The organism is Corynebacterium sp. HMSC056E09 (assembly GCF_001813425.1).
Classification (GTDB): domain Bacteria; phylum Actinomycetota; class Actinomycetes; order Mycobacteriales; family Mycobacteriaceae; genus Corynebacterium; species Corynebacterium hesseae.
Genome location: NZ_KV812490.1, coordinates 409,052 through 427,795, shown reverse-complemented (window position 1 = coordinate 427,795; position 18,744 = coordinate 409,052). Strand labels below are relative to the sequence as shown.

20 protein-coding genes and 1 tRNA gene are annotated in these 18,744 nt (G+C 59.8%); 8 read left to right on the top strand and 13 right to left on the bottom strand.

Annotated features, from left to right (window positions below; translation table 11 throughout):
• Positions 1-26: 26 nt before the first annotated feature.
• Both coaE and rpsA read right to left on the bottom strand, forming a co-directional pair.
• Positions 27-629, bottom strand: coding sequence for a dephospho-CoA kinase (coaE, locus tag HMPREF2912_RS04960; RefSeq protein WP_070523216.1), 603 nt, complete (start codon positions 627-629; stop codon positions 27-29).
• Positions 630-744: 115 nt separating this feature from the next.
• Positions 745-2,205, bottom strand: a complete 1,461-nt coding sequence (gene rpsA, locus HMPREF2912_RS04955; protein ID WP_010190105.1) for a 30S ribosomal protein S1 — start codon at positions 2,203-2,205, stop codon at positions 745-747.
• Positions 2,206-2,446: 241 nt separating this feature from the next.
• On the opposite strand from rpsA, the gene HMPREF2912_RS04950 reads away from it, so the two are divergent.
• Complete coding sequence (locus tag HMPREF2912_RS04950; RefSeq protein WP_070523219.1) at positions 2,447-3,187, top strand: class I SAM-dependent methyltransferase; 741 nt, start codon at positions 2,447-2,449, stop codon at positions 3,185-3,187.
• 61 nt (positions 3,188-3,248) lie between these two features.
• Entirely contained in the window at positions 3,249-3,719 is a 471-nt protein-coding gene (locus HMPREF2912_RS04945) for an RDD family protein (RefSeq protein ID WP_070523222.1), read from the top strand.
• Positions 3,720-3,723: 4 nt separating this feature from the next.
• On the opposite strand, the gene polA is transcribed toward HMPREF2912_RS04945, so the two are convergent.
• Entirely contained in the window at positions 3,724-6,375 is a 2,652-nt protein-coding gene (gene polA / locus HMPREF2912_RS04940) for a DNA polymerase I (RefSeq protein WP_070523225.1), read from the bottom strand.
• 91 nt (positions 6,376-6,466) lie between these two features.
• Between polA and HMPREF2912_RS04935 the strand changes: the two genes are divergently transcribed.
• The 6 genes from HMPREF2912_RS04935 (at position 6,467) to HMPREF2912_RS04910 (ending at position 10,430) form a co-directional block, all read left to right on the top strand.
• Positions 6,467-6,540 (top strand) — tRNA-Leu (locus tag HMPREF2912_RS04935).
• Between the two features lie 67 nt (positions 6,541-6,607).
• Complete coding sequence (locus HMPREF2912_RS04930; protein ID WP_070529889.1) at positions 6,608-6,883, top strand: hypothetical protein; 276 nt, start codon at positions 6,608-6,610, stop codon at positions 6,881-6,883.
• Between the two features lie 136 nt (positions 6,884-7,019).
• Positions 7,020-7,835, top strand: a complete 816-nt coding sequence (locus HMPREF2912_RS04925; RefSeq protein ID WP_070563069.1) for a DUF368 domain-containing protein — start codon at positions 7,020-7,022, stop codon at positions 7,833-7,835.
• 3 nt (positions 7,836-7,838) lie between these two features.
• On the top strand, positions 7,839-8,720 hold the full coding sequence (locus tag HMPREF2912_RS04920) for an ABC transporter substrate-binding protein (protein ID WP_070683458.1): 882 nt from the start codon (positions 7,839-7,841) through the stop codon (positions 8,718-8,720).
• Positions 8,713-9,666 (top strand): amino acid ABC transporter permease, encoded by a 954-nt coding sequence (locus HMPREF2912_RS04915; RefSeq protein WP_070522219.1) that lies wholly within the window; start codon positions 8,713-8,715, stop codon positions 9,664-9,666. Before HMPREF2912_RS04920 ends, HMPREF2912_RS04915 begins: the two co-directional genes overlap by 8 nt.
• Positions 9,666-10,430: an amino acid ABC transporter ATP-binding protein gene (locus tag HMPREF2912_RS04910; RefSeq protein WP_070522216.1), complete on the top strand. Its 765-nt coding sequence runs from the start codon at positions 9,666-9,668 to the stop codon at positions 10,428-10,430. The genes HMPREF2912_RS04915 and HMPREF2912_RS04910 overlap by 1 nt, the downstream gene beginning before the upstream one ends.
• Positions 10,431-10,609: 179 nt before the next feature.
• Here the strand turns inward: HMPREF2912_RS04910 and nusB are convergent, their stop codons facing one another.
• The 10 genes from nusB to mltG form a co-directional block, all read right to left on the bottom strand.
• Positions 10,610-11,140, bottom strand: a complete 531-nt coding sequence (gene nusB, locus HMPREF2912_RS04905) for a transcription antitermination factor NusB (RefSeq protein WP_070529882.1) — start codon at positions 11,138-11,140, stop codon at positions 10,610-10,612.
• 1 nt (position 11,141) lies between these two features.
• Positions 11,142-11,705, bottom strand: a complete 564-nt coding sequence (gene efp, locus HMPREF2912_RS04900; RefSeq protein WP_070522210.1) for an elongation factor P — start codon at positions 11,703-11,705, stop codon at positions 11,142-11,144.
• Positions 11,706-11,799: 94 nt separating this feature from the next.
• A complete protein-coding gene (locus HMPREF2912_RS04895) occupies positions 11,800-12,891 on the bottom strand; it encodes a M24 family metallopeptidase (RefSeq protein WP_070563300.1) in 1,092 nt (363 codons plus the stop codon).
• A gap of 42 nt (positions 12,892-12,933) precedes the next feature.
• On the bottom strand, positions 12,934-13,359 hold the full coding sequence (gene aroQ / locus HMPREF2912_RS04890) for a type II 3-dehydroquinate dehydratase (protein ID WP_070529866.1): 426 nt from the start codon (positions 13,357-13,359) through the stop codon (positions 12,934-12,936).
• A gap of 18 nt (positions 13,360-13,377) precedes the next feature.
• The gene (gene aroB, locus HMPREF2912_RS04885) at positions 13,378-14,448 is read right to left on the bottom strand and encodes a 3-dehydroquinate synthase (protein WP_070563297.1); all 1,071 of its coding nucleotides are present in this window, start codon (positions 14,446-14,448) and stop codon (positions 13,378-13,380) included.
• Positions 14,449-14,523: 75 nt separating this feature from the next.
• Positions 14,524-15,033, bottom strand: coding sequence for a shikimate kinase (locus HMPREF2912_RS04880; RefSeq protein ID WP_070563294.1), 510 nt, complete (start codon positions 15,031-15,033; stop codon positions 14,524-14,526).
• A complete protein-coding gene (aroC, locus tag HMPREF2912_RS04875) occupies positions 15,030-16,241 on the bottom strand; it encodes a chorismate synthase (protein WP_070563056.1) in 1,212 nt (403 codons plus the stop codon). The genes HMPREF2912_RS04880 and aroC overlap by 4 nt, the downstream gene beginning before the upstream one ends.
• A gap of 51 nt (positions 16,242-16,292) precedes the next feature.
• Positions 16,293-16,685: a prepilin peptidase gene (locus HMPREF2912_RS04870; RefSeq protein ID WP_070563053.1), complete on the bottom strand. Its 393-nt coding sequence runs from the start codon at positions 16,683-16,685 to the stop codon at positions 16,293-16,295.
• A gap of 56 nt (positions 16,686-16,741) precedes the next feature.
• On the bottom strand, positions 16,742-17,548 hold the full coding sequence (locus tag HMPREF2912_RS04865; RefSeq protein WP_070563050.1) for a shikimate dehydrogenase: 807 nt from the start codon (positions 17,546-17,548) through the stop codon (positions 16,742-16,744).
• A gap of 4 nt (positions 17,549-17,552) precedes the next feature.
• Positions 17,553-18,743 carry an endolytic transglycosylase MltG gene (gene mltG, locus HMPREF2912_RS04860; protein WP_070563047.1) on the bottom strand — a complete coding sequence of 397 codons (1,191 nt, stop codon included), beginning with the start codon at positions 18,741-18,743 and terminating at the stop codon, positions 17,553-17,555.
• Position 18,744: the final 1 nt, after the last annotated feature.

The following is an 18,744-nucleotide window of genomic DNA, read 5'->3' as shown; positions in this document are numbered from 1 at the left end:
GAAGTTGCTGCTAGGAAGCTGCGTGCCTAACCTAGGCGGGCGCGCAGCTTCTCGGCGACCCCCTCGACCTGCTCATCCAGTGCTTCGAGGGGGCCGTTGTTGTCAATGATGAAATCAGCGACAACACGCCGCACGTCGTCCGGAATCTGCGCCGCAATCCTGCGGCGCGCGTCCTCCTCATCCAGCCCGCGGTATGCCACCAGGCGGCGCACACGCTCCTCTGCGTCAACGTCAACAACAATGGTGGCGTCCATATCCTTGTGGAGTCCTTTGTCCACGAGGAGCGGCATATCGTAGACCACGAAATCGGCACCAGCCTGCCGCGCTGCGTCGAAGCGGGCTTGGGTTTCCTCGTTAATGCGCGGGTGCGTAATCGAGTTGAGCACAGCGGTCTTCTCGCGACTAGAGAAGGCACGGGAAGCTAGTAACCCCCGGTCCAGGCTCCCATCTTCTTGGAGAATGTCTTCCCCGAAAGCCTGCGCCAGTTCTGTAAGCGCTGGTTGACCCGGTTCAACAATGTCCCGGGCTATCTGATCGGCATCCACTAGTTCCCAGCCGTGGCGCACGAGAAGCTGCGCCACAGTCGATTTTCCGCTGCCGATTCCGCCGGTGAGTCCAATGAGTTTCATACCGGCTTAGGATACGCGAAAGGCCGCCCCTCCCACAGCGGGGAGAAGCGGCCTTTCTGCAAGAACTAGATCGTCTCGGACTAATCGGCGGAGCCTATCCGAGAGGACTTAGCTTTTAGTTGCCAGCGAGCTTGTCGCGCAGAGCAGCAAGCTGCTCGTCGGAAGCGAGGGAGCCGCCAACCTCTGCCTGAGAATCGGATGCCGGAGCTGCATCCTGAGACTCGGAAGAGTAGTTGGAGTTGGCAGCGGACTCGGCGGCCTCAGCGGCTGCAGCACGGTTGCGCTCGATCTGAGCGGTGTGCAGGTTGAAGCGACGCTCGGACTCTGCGTAGCGAGCCTCCCAAGCCTGGCGCTGCTCGTCGTAGCCCTCGAGCCACTCGTTGGTCTCCGGGTCGAAGCCCTCCGGGAACACGTAGTTGCCCTGCTCGTCGTAGGAGTCAGCCATGCCGTACTTGGACGGATCGAACTCGTCGGTGTAGTCCTCGTCTGCCTGCTTAACGGACAGGGAGATGCGGCGACGCTCGAGGTCGATGTCGATGACCTTGACCATGACTTCCTGGCCAACGTTGACAACCTGGTCCGGAACCTCCACGTGGCGCTGAGCCAGCTCGGAGATGTGGACGAGGCCCTCGATGCCCTCCTCGACGCGAACGAAGGCGCCGAACGGAACGAGCTTGGTGACCTTGCCCGGGACGATCTGGCCCACAGCGTGGGTGCGGGCGAAGACGCGCCACGGATCCTCCTGGGTTGCCTTCAGGGACAGGGACACGCGCTCGCGGTCCAGGTCGACGTCGAGAACCTCGACGGTGACCTCGTCGCCCACAGTGACAACCTCGGACGGGTGGTCGATGTGCTTCCAGGACAGCTCGGAAACGTGAACCAGGCCGTCGACACCGCCGAGATCGACGAAGGCGCCGAAGTTGACGATGGAGGAGACAACGCCCTTGCGGACCTGGCCCTTCTGCAGCTGGTGCAGGAACTCGGAGCGGACCTCGGACTGGGTCTGCTCGAGGTATGCACGGCGGGACAGGACAACGTTGTTGCGCTGCTTGTCCAGCTCGATGATCTTGGCCTCGAGCTCCTGGCCGATGTACGGCTCCAGGTCGCGGACGCGGCGCATCTCAACGAGGGAAGCCGGGAGGAAGCCGCGGAGGCCGATGTCCAGGATGAGACCACCCTTGACAACCTCGATGACGGTACCGGTGACCGGCTCTTCCTTGGCGTGCAGCTCTTCGACGGCGCCCCAAGCACGCTCGTACTGTGCGCGCTTCTTGGACAGGATCAGACGGCCTTCCTTGTCCTCCTTGGTGAGAACAAGTGCGTCGATCTCGTCGCCGACCTCGACAACCTCATCCGGGTTGACGTCGTGCTTGATGGAGAGCTCGCGGGACGGGATGACGCCCTCGGTCTTGTAACCGATGTCGAGCAGGACCTCGTCGTGGTCAACCTTGACCACGGTGCCCTCGACGATGTCACCATCGTTGAAGTACTTGATGGTGGCGTCGACAGCTGCGAGGAAGTCCTCTGCGGTTCCGATGTCGTTGATCGCAACCTGAGGGGTGTTAGAAGTTGGCATGTAGTTATGCTCCGAATAAACGTAGGAGATCGTAATTGGACAGTTACGCGTCTCTTGAAAAGCGTCATTAAGCAGCGCGAATGCGCAAGGCTTAAGATGGATTTCAATCCCGACTCGCAGCCGTGCCGAGCTCTCCTACAGTAGCCCAGCGCGTCCCGAGTCATAGACACGCCCGTATAACCCTACATCCTCGCAGCTAAAACGGCAAATGCGCCATGGAAAAAGAATTGGGAAAGGAAGAATGTCTGCAGCAGCGTTTTCGGCATCCTCTGCCAACCGAGATTTTTGGGATCGTGACGCCGATTCCTACCACGCGGAGCATCCCGAGTACCTATCCTCTTTCTACTGGTGCCCGGAAATGCTGCATGAGGCTGAGGCGCAGCTGCTTGGTGACGTCTCCTCCGCCACCGTTCTCGAGCTGGGTTGCGGCTCTGCGCCGTGCACGCAATGGCTGCAAGGACGCACGCACTTTGCGACGGGTTTTGATCTCTCGTCGGGAATGCTCTCCCATGCCGCGCCCGAGCTACCACTAGTCCAAGCTGATGCCCTAGCGCTTCCCTATCGAGACGAATCCTTTGACGTCGTCTTCTCCGCCTTCGGCGCCTTGCCCTTCGTAGCAGACCTGGACGCGGCGCTGCGCGAGGTCCACCGTGTCCTGCGTCCACGTGGACGCTTCGTCTTTTCTGTGACGCACCCAATGCGCTGGGTCTTCCCCGACGATCCCCAGAACCTCACAGCAGAGCTGTCCTATTTTGAGCGCGCCTACCTCGAGCAGGATGCCAACGGTGAGCTTAGCTATGCCGAGTTTCACCGCACGATGGGTGATTGGGTGCGAGCACTACAGGTTCGCGGTTCCTTCGAGATTTGCAACCTCATCGAACCCGAGTGGCCAGAGGGCCTCGACATCACGTGGGGCCAGTGGTCTCCAGAACGAGGTGAAATTTTCCCTGGCACCGCCATCTTCGTGTGCGAAGCACGATAGCCCGGACGCCTGCCCACCCTGGTGCGGAGTGTGCCGCCCGCAGCGAACTAAGCTGGCAGCCATGCTTTTAGAACGCCTCGGGATTTTCCTACGCCGCACGGTGGCCTGGTGGATTGACGCCTTCCTCGCCGCCGCTGTCATCGTGGTAATCAAATGGGCAATCAACCTCAGCACCGACGGAGTATTGAACGGCAGAGCAGGAGCTATCTACGACATCATCGCGCTCGCCCTCGTCTTCTACGTCTACCGGGTGTGGGCGGAGTCAATTAAGCACACTTCTCTGGGCAAGTGGTCACTGAAGCTAGAAGTCATCGCTGAGCATCCCGGAATCGCCAGCGCAGCAATTCGCAACAGCTGGCTACTCCTTACTCTTGTTGCACTGACAGGGCTCCCCTATGTTGAGGCAACCATCTTGGCCATCCTTGGCCTCAGCGTCCTTGTGCTGGGCCAAACCCCCTTCGACCTACTCGCCGGGTGTTTAGTCGAGCGCCGCACGCCCACCGAGGACGAGCGCGCGGTGGGCTTGACCTAAGCCCCTAGTGCGCTGCGGCATCCCAGTTCTTGCCCACGCCAACGGACACCTCGAGTGGCACAGTCAACTCGATAGCCTTGTCCATTTCGCGCTCAAGGATGCGCTGCACGTCTTCTGCCTCCCCGGGAGCCACCTCCACGACAAGCTCATCGTGAACCTGAAGCAGCACGCGCGAGGCCATGCCTTCAAGGGCCTTATCCACGCGGATCATGGCAACCTTGATGATGTCCGCAGCAGTTCCCTGGATGGGCGCGTTCAAGGCAGCGCGCTCAGCGTTCTCACGGGCCACGCGGTTATCGGAGTTTAGCTCCGGCAGGTAGCGGCGGCGCCCAAAGACCGTGGAGGTATAACCATCCTTTCGGGCCTGCACCACCACCTCGTCGAGGTAGCGCTTCACGCCGCCGAAACGCTCAAAGTAGCTCTCCATAATCTCCTTAGCCTCACGCGCTGGGATACCCAACTGCTGCGATAGGCCAAAAGCGGAAAGTCCATAGACCAAGCCATAGGACATAGCCTTGACTCGGCGGCGCAGCTCCGGGGTGACCTCATCGACAGGCACGTCGAAGACCTTGGAGCCAACGTAGTTGTGCAGGTCTTCGCCCTCACGATAGGCCTCAATAAGCCCGGGGTCTGCGGAGAGATGCGCCATGACGCGCATCTCAATCTGGGAGTAGTCGGCCGTGATCAAGGTCTCAAAGCCTTCGCCGACCACAAAAGCCGAACGGATCTGGCGTCCTGCCTCAGTGCGCACCGGAATATTCTGCAGGTTCGGTTCCGTCGAAGACAGACGGCCCGTCGAAGTCACCGTTTGGTTAAACGTGGTGTGGATGCGGCCATCCGGCTGAATGGTCTTAATGAGACCTTCCAGCGTTGTCTTCATCTTCTGATACTCGCGGTGGGCCAGCAGGTGATCCAAGAAGGGGTGCGGATGCGTTGCAGCAAGCTGCTCAATTTCCTTAGCGGCAGTCGAATAGCCGGTCTTGGTCTTCTTCGTCTTCGGCATATCGAAGGTGCCGAAGAGCACCGACTGCAGCTGCTTCGGGGAATTCAGGTTGAGAGAATCATCACCGGCCAGCTCGCGGGCGGCGCGTTCCTGTTCATTGACCTGCTCAATGAAAGCATCGCGCTGAGTTTCTAAGACATCCCTGTCGACTGCAATACCGGCGGCCTCCATGCGGGCAAGGATGTTGACCAGCGGCAACTCCAGGTCGGTATAGAGCTCGAAGGAGTCAATCTCCTGGAGTTGACGCGTTAGTTCTGCCGCTAATTCCATAATGGCAGCGGCCTGATCCACCAGAGGGTTCTCATCAAGGATGGAGAGCTGCTCCGTGGCCGCTCCAAGGGACTTCTGTAGGTGGCGCTGGTACACGTCCGTCAACGCATACGTGCGCTGCCCCGGACGCAAGAGGTAGGCGGCAAGGGCGGTGTCGTGGGCAATTCCGCACAGTTCAATCCCCCGGCCGGCCAGCATGTGCCAGGCGGCCTTTGCCTCGTGTAGGTATTTCGGCGCGTCTGATGACAGCCACGCGGCCAGCGCGGCGTCATCCTTAGCATCGAGATCTGCCAACTCAATCTGGCGGCCCTCAAAGGAGGAATCGACCAGTGCCAGTGCCGCAGCATCACCCGCGCCCGGGGTCCCATCACCTTGTACGAAGACTGCTACGTCTTCCTTACCCTCGAGCCACTCAGCCAGCGGTGTGTCCACCACGGTAACCGTGACGTCCGGGGCTTCCTCAGCCGCAGCAGCTTCCGCGGCGGCGTCGTGCGGGACGGCGTTGAGGACCCGCTCGCGCAGGTTGGTGCCGAATTCCAGCTCGTCGAAGCGAGCCGCGACCTCGCTAGCGACCGCTCCCTTAAACTCCAGATCCGCAGGGCCCACCTCCAGGTCCATATCCGTCACCATTTGAGTGAGCTGTCGGTTGAGCTTGACCTGTTCGATGCGGTCGCGGAAGTTCTGGCCCGCCACTCCCTTGATCTCCTCGGCATGCTCGATAAGGCTATCGAGGGAGCCATACTGGGTAATCCATTTCGTGGCGGTCTTCTCCCCCACCTTTGGCACGGAGGGCAAGTTATCGGAGGGGTCACCACGCAGGGCCGCGAAGTCTGGGTACTGCTGCGGGCTCAGACCGTACTTCTCCTCCACTGCCTCTGGAGTAAAGCGATGCAGCTTGGACACCCCGCGCATGGGATAGAGGACGGTCGTGGAGTCGTCGACAAGCTGCAAATAGTCGCGGTCACCGGTGACCAGGAAGGTCTCATAGTCCGCGCCCGCCTGCGTGGACAACGTAGCCACGATGTCATCGGCCTCGAAGTTCTCGCGCGACAGCGTAGTGATTCCCAGCGTCTCCAAAACCTCACGGATGAGCTCAACCTGCCCCCGGAACTCTTCCGGGGCGGCTTCGCGCTGTGCCTTGTAGTCGGGGAACATCTCCGTGCGGAAGGTCTTGCGGCCCACGTCGAAGGCTACCGCGACGAAGTCCGGCTTCTCCTCCGCCAAGATATTCGCCAGCATGGAAAGGAATCCGTAGACCGCATTCGTATGCTGCCCGCCCGAGGTAGAAAAGTTCTCCGCGGGCAGTGCATAAAATGCGCGGAAGGCCATGGAGTGGCCGTCGATGAGCAAGAGTCGGGGCTGAGAAGTAGTCACCCGGCCCATCCTAACGTGTTGCGCCAATCAGCACCGACGCTGCCCTTAGGCAGGCAATTAGGTTCCCATTGGTCAGCTGCGCTAGTATCGTTGCTTGTGCGCCCCTGTAGCCCAATTGGCAGAGGCAACGGATTCAAAACCCGTGTAGTGTGAGTTCGAGTCTCACCAGGGGCACAATTCCACCCCGCAACAGAGAATGTTGTGGGGTATTAGTGTTTTCAACCGAAAGGAACCCGTCATCATGCGTCGCACGATCATTGCCTTGAGCACCGCAGCCGCCCTTACTCTGGGCGGTACCACTGTTGCTACCGCTGCGGAATCCAGCACCGACAAGGAAGTTTCTTCCAAGGTGGAAGGCTCCTCTTATTACCAGGAGCTGCGCAAGTCCGCAGCCTCCTCCGATGACCCGCAGTTGAATACCTTCTACACCGTGCTTCTCGACGGTCTCGTAGGACTCGCCGCCTTCGCCATCTTGGGCTCAATCTATGGCGAAGTAGCAAAGCGCTTGCCGATGTAGTCAACGTATAACCTTCTATGGTCTGAATAGTTTGCATAAGCACGTCGCACAATGAGAGAATAAGGAGTCATCTGCTCATTCCTCTCCCTCGGCACGGCATCCCCACCGAGGAGACTGTCAACGTTACTTTCGGTTTATGCACTATATTCTTAACGCCATTCGCGGCGCCCTCATTGGCATGGCCGAGCTGGTCCCCGGAATTTCCGGAGGCACCGTCGCGCTCATCGTAGGCATCTATGAACGCGCTTTGCACAACGCCAATGATCTCATTTCCGGCCGTTTCAAAAAGGTTGAATGGGGCTTCCTCGTCTCAGTCGCCGCCGGCATGTTCCTTGCCGTCTTCGGTTTTTCCACGTTGCTCCACAACTTTGTGGAAGGGCAAGTGTCCTTGTCCCGCGCATTGTTCCTCGGCATGGTCGCCGTGTCCATCATCGTTCCAATTAGCATGATGTCGCGGTTTACCCCCGCGTCCATCGCTGCATTCATCATCGCTACCGTCGCGATCTTCTTCGTTACCGGCTTTACTTCAACTCCCGTCGAAGACCCCAGCCTGATTGTGGTGTTCTTGGCGGCCATGGTGGCCGTCTGCGCGCTCGTTCTCCCAGGCGTTTCGGGCTCACTCATCTTGCTGACAATGGGCCTCTACCAGCCGGTCATCGGCGCGGTCTCTGACCGGAACATGACCGTCGTAGGCGTCTTCGCCCTCGGCGCGGTGTGCGGCCTTGCCGCGTTCGTCAAGATTTTGAATTACCTACTCGATACCCACCGCGATCCGACCCTCGCCGCCATGGCCGGCTTTATGCTGGGCTCACTTCGCGCATTGTGGCCGTGGGGCGCGGACCAGGATGCTTCCACACCGCTTATCCTGCTCATGTTCGCGCTCGGCGGCATTATCGTCGCCATTTTCATCGTCGTGGATAGGCGCAAAGCCGCAAGTTATCAAGAGAGTTAAAGCATGAATAAGAAGAAGGCCGTCGTGGGCGCCGTCGGAGCGCTGGCCTCTGTTGCCCTCTCCGGTTGCGTCACCAACGAGGAGCCGGCGCTGCCAGAAGGCTGGTCAGAGCCTAACGTGGACGAAGTACCCGAGATCGCCGCGATGTACCAGGACGCAGATGGGGTCCTCACCGTAGGCACAAACCCACCGTTTGCGCCTTTCGAGTTCAAGGATTCCGATGGTTCACTCATCGGTCTTGAAATGGACTTGGCCAATGCAGTCGCTCAAGTGATGGGCCTCAAATTCCAGCCGGTGGAGCAGGACTTTTCCATGATTTTGCCGGCAGTCCAGTCCGGGCAGATTGATCTCGGCGGGTCTGGGTTTACCGATACCGATGAGCGCCGTGAGAACTTCGATTTCGTCGATATCCTCTACGCCGGCATTCAGTGGGCGGAGCTCACCGACGGCCCCAACAAGGTTGATCCATCGAATCCCTGTGGCCTCACCGTCGCGGTGCAACGCACCACCGTGTCCGAGACGGACGACTTACGTCCGAAGCAAGAAGCCTGCGATGGGGACCTGACCATCCTTCCCTATGACACGAGTGACAACGCCGCCCTTGCGGTACTCATGGGCCGCGCGGACGCGCTTTCGGCGGACTCACCAGTCTCTGCGTGGGCGGTCAACCGCTCGGGCGGGCGTATGTCCATGGTCGGCGAAATGTTTGACGCCGCTCCCTATGGGTTTGCCGTACCTAAGGACTCCGAGCTCGGACCTGCCGTGGCGGCCGCGCTCCAGCACCTTATTGACACCGGGACCTACGCAGAAATCCTCGAAAAATGGGGCGTTACCGAGGGACTCGTCGAACACGCAATGATTAATGAAAGGCCGATCAATGACTAATTCCTCTCTCCCAGCAGCATCGGATTCTGCGGCTTCGGCTACCCCACCAAAGATCGAAGCCCGGCCACTTCGCCACCCGTGGCGATGGGTCTTCGCCGCCCTCCTCGTGCTCCTTGCTGTGTGGTTCGTCATCTCTTCGGCGCGCAACGAGGCCTTCGGATGGGGCACTTACTTCCAGTACCTCTTCGACACTCGCATCGCCACCGCCGCGCTGCATACCATCGCGATTACGATACTGGCGATGATCATCGGCGTCGTGGGCGGCGCCGCTCTCGCCGTGATGCGTATGTCCCCCAACCCCGTGCTCGGCGGTGTGTCCTGGCTCTTCCTGTGGCTGTTCCGAGGAACCCCAATCTACGTGCAGCTCGTCTTCTGGGGCCTGCTCTCCGCGCTCTACCAATCCATCAACCTCGGGTTTACGGAGATTTCTCTCACGGAGGTACTCACCAATGCATTCCTGCTCTCCGTGCTCGGTTTGGGCCTGAACGAAGCCGCCTACATGGCGGAAATCGTCCGCTCCGGCATCTCCTCAGTTCCCGAGGGCCAGAAGGAAGCCAGCAAGGCCCTGGGTATGGGTTGGTGGATGACCATGCGCCGCACGGTTCTCCCGCAGGCCATGCGCATCATCATCCCGCCGACCGGTAATGAGTTCATTTCCTTGCTGAAGACGTCTTCCCTTGTGGTGGCAATTCCCTACACCGCAGAGATTTTCGGCCGCGCCACGGATATTTCCGCTGCGCTTTTCGAGCCCATCCCGCTACTCATGGTGGCAGCGACGTGGTACCTGGCCATCACCTCGCTTCTTATGGTGGGCCAGTACTTCTTGGAGCGCCGCTTCGAACGTGGCGCCACCCGCGAGCTCACCGGCCGCCAGCTGGCTGCGCTGGCGGATGCTGAAGGAACCATTCCCCGCAACGTGTCTGTCATCCCGGAGGTAAAGAACTAATGACCACCCCAATGATCTCTGCACAGAATGTGTATAAATCCTTCGGTCAGCTCGAGGTTCTCAAGGGCATCGATCTCACCGTCATGCCCGGCGAGGTCACTTGCCTACTGGGCCCCTCCGGTTCCGGAAAATCAACCTTCCTTCGCTGCTGCAATCACCTAGAGAAGGTCACGGCCGGCCGCCTCTACGTCGACGGCGAGCTCATTGGATTTCGTGAACGCAACGGCGTGCTCTATGAAATCTCCGAAAAGGAAGCCGCCGCTCAGCGCCAAGACATCGGCATGGTGTTCCAACAGTTCAATCTGTTCAGCCACCGCACAGTCCTGGAGAACATCATCGAGGCCCCCGTCCAAGTGAAGAAGCAGAATCCAGAGCAAGCAAAGAAGAAAGCGATGGAACTGCTGGAAAAGGTGGGCCTCGCGCACAAGGCAGATGCGTACCCGGTGCAGCTTTCCGGTGGTCAGCAGCAGCGCGTCGCCATTGCCCGCTCTGTGGCCATGGATCCAAAGCTGATGCTTTTCGACGAACCCACCTCCGCCCTCGACCCCGAGCTGGTCGGCGAAGTCCTCCGCGTTATGAAGGAGCTTGCCGCCGATGGCATGACCATGCTCGTGGTTACTCACGAGATGGGCTTTGCACGTGAAGTCGCCGACAACATCGTCTTCATGGACGGCGGCAGCGTCATTGAAACCGGCACCCCCGAGCAAGTCTTGGACAATCCGCAGCACCAGCGCACTAAGGATTTCCTCTCTTCGCTGCTCTAGCACGCAGCATCACTAACGCAACTGCCCTAGTTGCCAACACCTTTGCTCCTGCCGCAGGCAGGTTCAGGATCATTGGCAGCTAGGGCAGTTTCCTATTTGACCTCGGCCAAGACAAAACTCCGGCCAGTTCACAAAGGATAGCTGGCCGGAGTTTCGGGATTCAGGGAAAGACGTGGGCTCTACTCGGAGTCGCCTTCATCTTCCGCAGTCTCAGCGGGTTCTTCAGATTCCTCGGCAGATGCCGAGTCCATTGGGCTATCCGCAGACTGGGCCTGGATGACGTCATCCAACACAGCGTGGATATAAGGTGCTGCCTTGTCATTGGAGTATTCCGAGGCAAGCTCCACGCCTTCAACGAGCGCGGTAGCGTTAGGCACATCCGCGTTGAAGAGGATTTCCCATACCGCTACGCGCATGATCGCACGATCGACGGCCGGGATGCGCTCGAGCGACCACTCGCTGGAGAGGTAGCGGGCGATCGCATCATCGATGTCATCCAGTTCTTCGGCAGCTCCGCTGACGATTTCGCGGGTGTAGTCCGCGACCGGCGCCACGCCGTTTTCAGGGTCGCGGGCCAGCTCTACGCGGTCCTCAACGATGGCTACCGGATCGACGTCGCGCGATTCAGCTTCGAAAAGAATGTCCGCGGCGCGGCGACGTGCTCGGTAGCGCGCCGTGTGGCGCTTATAGTTTGGCTCTGGTTGGGTCATCTTAGTTGTTGACGCGAGAGAGGTACTCGCCGGTACGGGTATCAATCTTGAGAACGTTTCCGATCTCAATGAACAGCGGAACCTGAATCTCGGCACCGGTCTCGAGCGTTGCCGGCTTGGTGCCACCATTGGAGCGGTCACCCTGCAGGCCCGGTTCGGTGTGCTCCACCTTCAGGTCAACGGAGATCGGCAGCTCGCCGAACAAAGCCTCACCGTCATGGAAGGACACCTGAACGCGCATGTTCTCCAGCAGGAACTTGCCAGCGTCGCCGAACTTATCAAACGGAAGCTCGAACTGCTCAAAAGTCTTATCATCCATGACCACGTAGTTCTGGCCATCGTTGTACAGGTAGGTCATGTCGCGGCGGTCGACGTTGGCGGTCTCCACCTTCACACCAGCGTTAAAGGTCTTGTCGGTCACCTTGCCAGAGACCACGTCCTTGAGCTTGGTGCGCACGAATGCCGGGCCCTTGCCGGGCTTGACGTGCTGGAACTCAACAATCTGCTGCAGCTTGTTGTCGATCTTCAGAACGAGGCCGTTCTTGAAATCAGTGGTATCTGCCATGAAATGACTCTCCCAAATAACTTGTAGTCGAAACTATGAAAACAGTGTCTAAGCATACCGTACGCGCATCAAGTACGGCGCCAAGGGGTGCTAGCTACAGCACCTGAAGGTCCTTCGGGTAAGCCGTGATGATCTTCGGGGCCCCTGAAGTGATAATGAGGCTGTCCTCGATGCGCACTCCTCCCTTGCCTGGGACGTAGATGCCGGGCTCAATGGTCAGGGTCATGCCCTCAGCCAACGTACCCTTTCCGGTTGTGGCCGCATAAGGCCCTTCATGCACGTCGAGACCAATGCCGTGGCCGGTGGAGTGAACGAAGTAGTCACCATAGCCAGCATCGGCAATAATGTCGCGGCAGGCCGCGTCGACGTCGAGAAGCTTGGCACCTGGCACCGCTGCCTTGACACCCGCTTCCTGGGCGCGCAGGACAATGTCATAGATTTCGCGGGCGAAATCAGAAACCTCACCGATGACGAAGGTACGGGTGCAGTCTGAGTTAAAGCCGCGGAGGTGAGCGCCGAAGTCAATCGTTACCAAATCGCCCTTGCGCAGTTCGCGGTCATCCGCACCATGGTGGGGCTTTGCAGAGTTCTCGCCGGAGGCCACGATGGTGTCGAAGCTCACGCGTTCCGAGCCAAGCATGCGCATCCGGTATTCAAGGTCGGCGGCCACCTGGCGCTCCGTGCGTCCAGCGGCTACTTCCCCGGCCTCGACGAGTTCGGTCAGCGCCTGGTTTGCCAAAGCTGCGATTTCTTCGAGTTTTTGAAGCTCGACATTGTCCTTGACGAGGCGAATCTTCTCTACTACGCCGGTGACAGGCACCAGAGTAACGCCCTCCGGTTTTGCTTTCTCCAGCCGCTCAAGTTGTGAAACGGTGACATAGTCGGCTTCATAGCCAACGCGAAGGTCCTCAGAAACCTGCCCCAGCAGGTGCGGGCCCACATCGCGACCGAGGCTGGCTTCGATATCCGGGACCTCTTCAGCAATTTGTGTGGTGTAGCGGCCGTCCGTAGCCATGAGCGCGGAGAGGTCCTTGCGCAACAATAGACCACCATTCGAACCGGAGAAGCCGGTAAGGTAGCGCACGTGCGTCAAATGGGTGACGATGATCGCGTCGACGCGCTGACCAGAGAGCTCGGTCATGAGCTTGCGGCGGCGGTTGCTATAACGAGTATCGGCTAATGCCATATGAGAACCACTCCATTCATTTCAAGCGATACTCCATGATAGCTAATTTGCGAGGAAGTACCCCAGTGCCGCGACATATCCATAAGAGCCAAGCCCAGCGATGACACCGCGTGCTATCGGGCTCAGGTAGGAGTGCTGACGGAATGCTTCCCGCGCGTGCACATTAGATAGGTGTACCTCAACGAAACCTGCACCATCGGCTACTTCCGCTAGGGCATCGCGCAGTGCCACCGACGTATGCGTAAACCCACCCGGATTGATGATGACGGGCCAGCCTTCGTCGGCGGCACGATGCACCTGCTCGATGAGCTCGCCCTCGTGGTTGGACTGGAAGAAGACGATCTCTTCCTCCCCCGCCGCTGCGCGGACGCGACGCTCGATGTCCTCTAGGGTTTCGCTGCCATAGATTTCTGGTTGACGCTTGCCCAGACGGTTGAGGTTCGGGCCGTTGAGAACGAGAATGGTCATGGCAAACTCCTTAAGCTTTTATGAGGCGAGCTGCGCATAGGCTGCTCGTAGCTCGTCGACGGTAGCATCTTCCAAGCGCGTGGTTTCCCCGATTCCCGTGAGGGCCACAAAACGGATGTGGCCACCGCGGTTCTTCTTGTCATGGCGCATGCCATCCAGCAGCTGTTCGAAATGGCCCTGCTCATAGGTTGTGGGCAACCCAATTCGGGTGAGAATGTCGCGGTGGGTGGCTACAAGGTTGGCGTCGATAAGCCCGCGTGCGTGGGACAAGTAGGCGATGAACATCATGCCCACTGCTACCGCGCGGCCGTGGCGCCAGGTGTAGTTTTCGCGGCGCTCTACGGCGTGGCCGAAGGTGTGGCCGTAATTGAGGGTTTCGCGCAGCCCCGATTCCTTTAAGTCCTGGCCCACCACGTGCGCCTTGACCGCGATGGAACGCTGGATGAGCTCGGGCAGCAGGCCGTCGGGCTCCAGGCAAGCGGCAGGATCCGCAAGGTAATGCTCGATGATGCGCGGATCATGGATGAAGCCAGTTTTGATGATCTCCGCAGAACCGGCGACGATTTCGTCGGCAGGTAGGGTGCGCAGGTGGTCCAGATCGACAAAGACTGAGTCCGGCTCGTGGAAAGCCCCAACAAGGTTCTTGCCTGCGGCAGTGTTAATACCTGTCTTTCCGCCGACGGCCGCGTCCACCATCGCGAGCAGTGTGGTCGGTGCCTGGATTACTGGGATGCCGCGCATCCACGTCGCTGCGGCAAAGCCTGCCAAGTCGGTCACGGCACCGCCGCCGAGACCAATAACGGCGTCCCGGCGGCTGAAACCAGCCTCCCCGAAGGTATCCCAAAGCCGGGCAAGTACATCGAGCTGCTTAGCTGCCTCTGCATCGGGCACTTCGACCAGAGTTGCCTCTATTCCCTGTGCACGGGCTTGCTCGGCGAGGTCACCGGCAGCCTGCGCGAGCGGCGGCTGGTGAATGACCGCCACCTTAGCCGCTCCAATGTCCGCCACGCGCCCAATGACTTCTGTGCTCAGACCAGTGCCAATTGTGACTTCATAAGGTGAAGGTCCTTTAACCGGAATAGTGTGCATGAGTAGTGCTCCTTTGGCTGGGCTAGCGGTGATTGTGCGGCTTCATCATGAGGTTAAAGCAAATCAGCCGGCGATTTAGAGGGTTTCAAGGAAACTCAGAATATCGCCCACTACCTGTTGCGGGGAGCGCACACCAGTGCGCACCTTCAAATCAGCTACCTCCGAGTAAAGGGGGCGGCGCGCCTCCAAAAGCTGGGTATAGTGCGCCAATGGATCTGCAGATTCCAACACGGGGCGGTTCGCATCACCCAACGTGCGGCTTACGCCTTCTTCCGGCGTGACATCGAGGAATACGACGGTCAGGTTATCAAGCAAGGCACGTGTGGATTCGGTCAGCACTGCTCCGCCGCCGAGGCTCACGACCCCAGTGGTGGACAGTGCCTCGCGCACAGCTTCTGCTTCTACCTCACGGAATGCCGGCTCACCCAGTTCAGAAAACACCTCACCGCAGGCCTTGCCGTAGCGGGCCTCGATCAGATCATCAGAATCAACAACGTCACAGTTCAGCGCCCGTGACAAGCGGCGACCAATCGTGGTCTTTCCAGAGCCGGGAGGCCCAACTAAGACGACGTGTGGGGAGCTCATGCTTCACCCCAATCCAGGCGGCTTGCCACATAGTCCTGGTAGGAGGCGATATTCCGCTTAGTCTCAGCGAGGCTATCTCCACCAAACTTTTCCAACACGGCGCGCGCAAGGACCAACGCCACCATTGCTTCTGCGACAACACCAGCAGCCGGAACTGCACACACATCGGAGCGCTGATGGATGGCGGTCGCCGCTCCACCTGTGGCCATATCCACCGTCTTCAAGGCGCGCGGAACGGTGGAAATCGGCTTCATCGCCGCGCGCAAGCGCAGCGTCTGGCCGTTAGTCATTCCACCTTCTAGACCGCCCGCCCGGTTAGTTTCTCGATCCACGCCGCGATCGGTTCGGACCATCTCATCATGAGCCTCGCTTCCACGACGGCGGGCCTCAGCAAAACCATCACCGACTTCAACGCCCTTGATGGCCTGAATGCCCATCAAGGCAGCGGCGAGCTGTGCGTCGAGACGGTCCTCCCCTGACGTGTGCGAGCCCAAGCCAATTGGCAAGCCCTCCACGATGACCTCAACGATGCCGCCAAGGGTATCGCCTTGCTTCTTAGCGGTTTCAATTTCTGAGATCATAGATTCCTCTGCGGCCTTATCGCAGGCCCGAACTGGAGAAGCATCGATAGCTTCGATTTCTGCAAAGCTGGGCGACGGGCCTTCGTAGGGATCGGAGGCGCCAATCGAGATCACGTGGGAGAGCACTTCGACGCCCAATGTTTCACGGAGGAAATTGCGTGCGACGGTGGCTGCGGCCACGCGGGCGGCGGTCTCACGCGCGGAAGAGCGCTCCAAGATGGGGCGCGCCTCCGAGTGATCAAACTTCACCATGCCAGCAAAATCAGCGTGGCCGGGGCGCGGGCGGGTCAGCGGGGCGCCGCGACCGGAAGCCATAGCTTTAGCGGACTCCGGATCCTCCGGATCCAAGGCATCGGGCGACATGATGGTGGTCCACTTTGGCCACTCAGTGTTGCCGATCATGATGGCGATAGGACTGCCCAGGGTCAAGCCGTGGCGGATGCCGCTGAGCAGGGTGAGGTCATCAGCCTCAAACTTCATGCGCGCGCCACGTCCATAGCCAAGGCGGCGGCGAGAGAGCTGGAGAGCGATGTCGTCTTGGGAAACGGGAACCCCGGCGGGCATGTGCTCAATGAGTGCAATGAGCGCTTGACCGTGAGATTCACCTGCGGTAGTCCAACGAAGCATGCGGACTATTATCGCATGCCAGGGCTTCTTTCGTGGTCACTAGGCCAACTATCACACCGTGTTGGGGCTAAAGAACACGACGAGAGCCGCAGCAAACAGCATCCCGGGACCATGCGCAGGCGCCCTATCCCGCGTGATGATTCCCCACAACACGGTGCTGAGCGCCGCCCCCATCATCGCCAACGCAACCCCTGGTAGGCCCGCTGCGTGGGCGGTCACCATTCCCAGAGGCAGAGCTAGCTTGAGGTCGCCCCCGCCCACGCTTCCGGCACGGCTAAACCAGGCCACGAGCACGTAGAGCCCTATCCAGAGCAGGCCCGCCAAACTGAACCAGCACAACGATAAAGCCGCGGCTGGCAGCGTCAGATAATTAGGCAAGCGCTTAAAACGCAGGTCATAAACAATTAAGGCGCACCCCCACGCCAAGAAAAGCACGTCCCCCATAGCCCGCAGCCTACCGCGCGGAAAGACAAGGCGCACGCGGTGGTTTGGGGAACCGATCAGGATAGCTTGAGCGCCTTGTTTAATGCAGCCAGCATCTCTGCCCGTGGAGCGGTGTGCCCTGTAAACTGCTCGAATTGCGAATAGGCCTGGTTGGCCAACATGACGTGCCCGCCGACTGTCGGGTAGCCGTCGGCAGCGGCATAAACGGTCAACGGAGTTGGCCACGGATCATAGATAACGTCAAATACCGGAGCTTTGGCCAGCTGCGTTAGGTGCTCTTCCACGGCGGCGGAGGGAACGGTGGAGACCACGAGATCTACCGAACGCGCAAGCCCCGCGAGATCATCGCTGAACGTTGCCGCGTGGAGGGTGAGGCCAAGGTCATCAGCCAGCGGGCGCAGCTCGGCGAGGCGGTCGGAGCGATTGAGCACCGTAACGTCCTGCACACCGCGCTGGGCTAGGCCCCACAGGACAGGCCGTGCGGTTCCACCTGCTCCGATGAGCAGTGCCGTCGACGGTTGGGACGTTCCAAGCAGCTCGTCGAGCGCGCCCAGAACTCCCTCAGTATCCGTGTTATCCGCACGCCACCCGTCTTCGGTGCGCACCAGGGTATTCGCGGAGCCGATGAGCTCGGCGCGTTCGCTGACGATGTTCGCGCAGGCGAGTGCGTCGAACTTGAGCGGCATGGTGACCGAAAAGCCGCGGTACTCCTCCCCCGCATCGGCGAGGAAGGCAGCTAGGTCCGTCACCTCAATCTTGGTGTAGTCCCAATCCTCCAAATTCACAGCTTCATAGCCTGCGTTATGGAGGACCGGGGACAAGGAATGAGCGACAGGGCTGCCCAGAACTGCGGCGCGGGGCATCAGGTTACTGCTCCTCAGCCGGTGGCTCGCCGGCCGGCGGCTCGCCAGCGCCTTCGCGCTGGCTGTCAAGGATGCCGGAGCGAACAGCGTCATCGACGTTGGCGAGGTGCTCGTCGTAATTATCGGTAAACACCGTGGTGCCCTTGTCGTCGACGGTGACGAAGAAGAGCCAGTTGCCCTCCGCGGGGTTCTCCATGGCCCCGATAGCTTCCTCCGAAGGAGAGGCAATCGGTGAGTCAGGGAGACCGTCCTTCGCGTAGGTATTCCAAGGAGTCTCGCGGTGGCGATCCTCATCGGTGGTGGCCAGCTCAACATCCTCGAGGCCATAGTTGACCGTGGAGTCCAGCTCGAGGCGCATCGGCTCATCAAGGCGGTTGAGGATTACACGGGCGACCTTGTCGAACTCACCGGCCGGGGACTCGCGCTCCACCAGCGAAGCCGCAGTAAGAAGCTCGTAGGGCTTGAGGCCAATTGCCTGGGCGCGGTCAACGATATTGGTGTCGTTGTACTTCTTCGTCGAACGTGTGATGAGATCCGTCAGAATCTCCTTAGCGTCCATGTTCGGATCGAGGACGTACTGGCCCGGAGCGATAAGGCCCTCAATACGCTTGGGGTCCTCACCGCGGGCACGAATTTCCTCCAATGCCCACTCCGGCGCACCCAGCTCAGCAGGATCCACCGTGGCCGCGATCTTCTCCAGCTCCTCGGCGGATACGCATTCGCCCTCCTTGCAGGAGACCTGAGAAATCAGCGAGTAAATACCGTAGCGGACATCACCGCCGACCACGTTGACGTCGAGAAGCGTAGCTCCGCCCTGCACGTCGAGGAGGTCAACCATGTTGCCTTCATCAAGCAGCGCTTCGACGGCAGACTTCGCGCTCATCTCCTCCTGAAGGCGGTAGAATCCAGGCTTGATTTGGCTCGCGCGCGGATTCGAGTTGGCCGCAGAAGAGAAAGCTTCGGGCGTCTTCACCACGTTCTTCTCCGCCAATTCAGGTGCCAGCTCGCTCATCGACGAGCCCTCCGGAACCTGAACAAGCTGGGTTACTCCATTGCCCTGCCCCTCATAGTCCAAGGTGCTGCCCCCTCCCAACAGGCGGAAACCAATGTAGCCAAGTCCACCGATGATCAGGACCAAGCTCGCAATGAGCACGGCCATGCCGCGCTGACGGCGCTTGACATATTGGGGTTCCATC

Coding starts and splice junctions, on each gene's coding strand:
- coaE (WP_070523216.1), bottom strand. CDS start 629: ATGAAACTCATTGGACTCACCGGCGGAATCGGCAGCGGAAAATCGACT.
- rpsA (WP_010190105.1), bottom strand. CDS start 2,205: ATGCCAACTTCTAACACCCCTCAGGTTGCGATCAACGACATCGGAACC.
- HMPREF2912_RS04950 (WP_070523219.1), top strand. CDS start 2,447: ATGTCTGCAGCAGCGTTTTCGGCATCCTCTGCCAACCGAGATTTTTGG.
- HMPREF2912_RS04945 (WP_070523222.1), top strand. CDS start 3,249: ATGCTTTTAGAACGCCTCGGGATTTTCCTACGCCGCACGGTGGCCTGG.
- polA (WP_070523225.1), bottom strand. CDS start 6,375: ATGGGCCGGGTGACTACTTCTCAGCCCCGACTCTTGCTCATCGACGGC.
- HMPREF2912_RS04930 (WP_070529889.1), top strand. CDS start 6,608: ATGCGTCGCACGATCATTGCCTTGAGCACCGCAGCCGCCCTTACTCTG.
- HMPREF2912_RS04925 (WP_070563069.1), top strand. CDS start 7,020: ATGCACTATATTCTTAACGCCATTCGCGGCGCCCTCATTGGCATGGCC.
- HMPREF2912_RS04920 (WP_070683458.1), top strand. CDS start 7,839: ATGAATAAGAAGAAGGCCGTCGTGGGCGCCGTCGGAGCGCTGGCCTCT.
- HMPREF2912_RS04915 (WP_070522219.1), top strand. CDS start 8,713: ATGACTAATTCCTCTCTCCCAGCAGCATCGGATTCTGCGGCTTCGGCT.
- HMPREF2912_RS04910 (WP_070522216.1), top strand. CDS start 9,666: ATGACCACCCCAATGATCTCTGCACAGAATGTGTATAAATCCTTCGGT.
- nusB (WP_070529882.1), bottom strand. CDS start 11,140: ATGACCCAACCAGAGCCAAACTATAAGCGCCACACGGCGCGCTACCGA.
- efp (WP_070522210.1), bottom strand. CDS start 11,705: ATGGCAGATACCACTGATTTCAAGAACGGCCTCGTTCTGAAGATCGAC.
- HMPREF2912_RS04895 (WP_070563300.1), bottom strand. CDS start 12,891: ATGGCATTAGCCGATACTCGTTATAGCAACCGCCGCCGCAAGCTCATG.
- aroQ (WP_070529866.1), bottom strand. CDS start 13,359: ATGACCATTCTCGTTCTCAACGGCCCGAACCTCAACCGTCTGGGCAAG.
- aroB (WP_070563297.1), bottom strand. CDS start 14,448: ATGCACACTATTCCGGTTAAAGGACCTTCACCTTATGAAGTCACAATT.
- HMPREF2912_RS04880 (WP_070563294.1), bottom strand. CDS start 15,033: ATGAGCTCCCCACACGTCGTCTTAGTTGGGCCTCCCGGCTCTGGAAAG.
- aroC (WP_070563056.1), bottom strand. CDS start 16,241: ATGCTTCGTTGGACTACCGCAGGTGAATCTCACGGTCAAGCGCTCATT.
- HMPREF2912_RS04870 (WP_070563053.1), bottom strand. CDS start 16,685: ATGGGGGACGTGCTTTTCTTGGCGTGGGGGTGCGCCTTAATTGTTTAT.
- HMPREF2912_RS04865 (WP_070563050.1), bottom strand. CDS start 17,548: ATGCCCCGCGCCGCAGTTCTGGGCAGCCCTGTCGCTCATTCCTTGTCC.
- mltG (WP_070563047.1), bottom strand. CDS start 18,743: ATGGAACCCCAATATGTCAAGCGCCGTCAGCGCGGCATGGCCGTGCTC.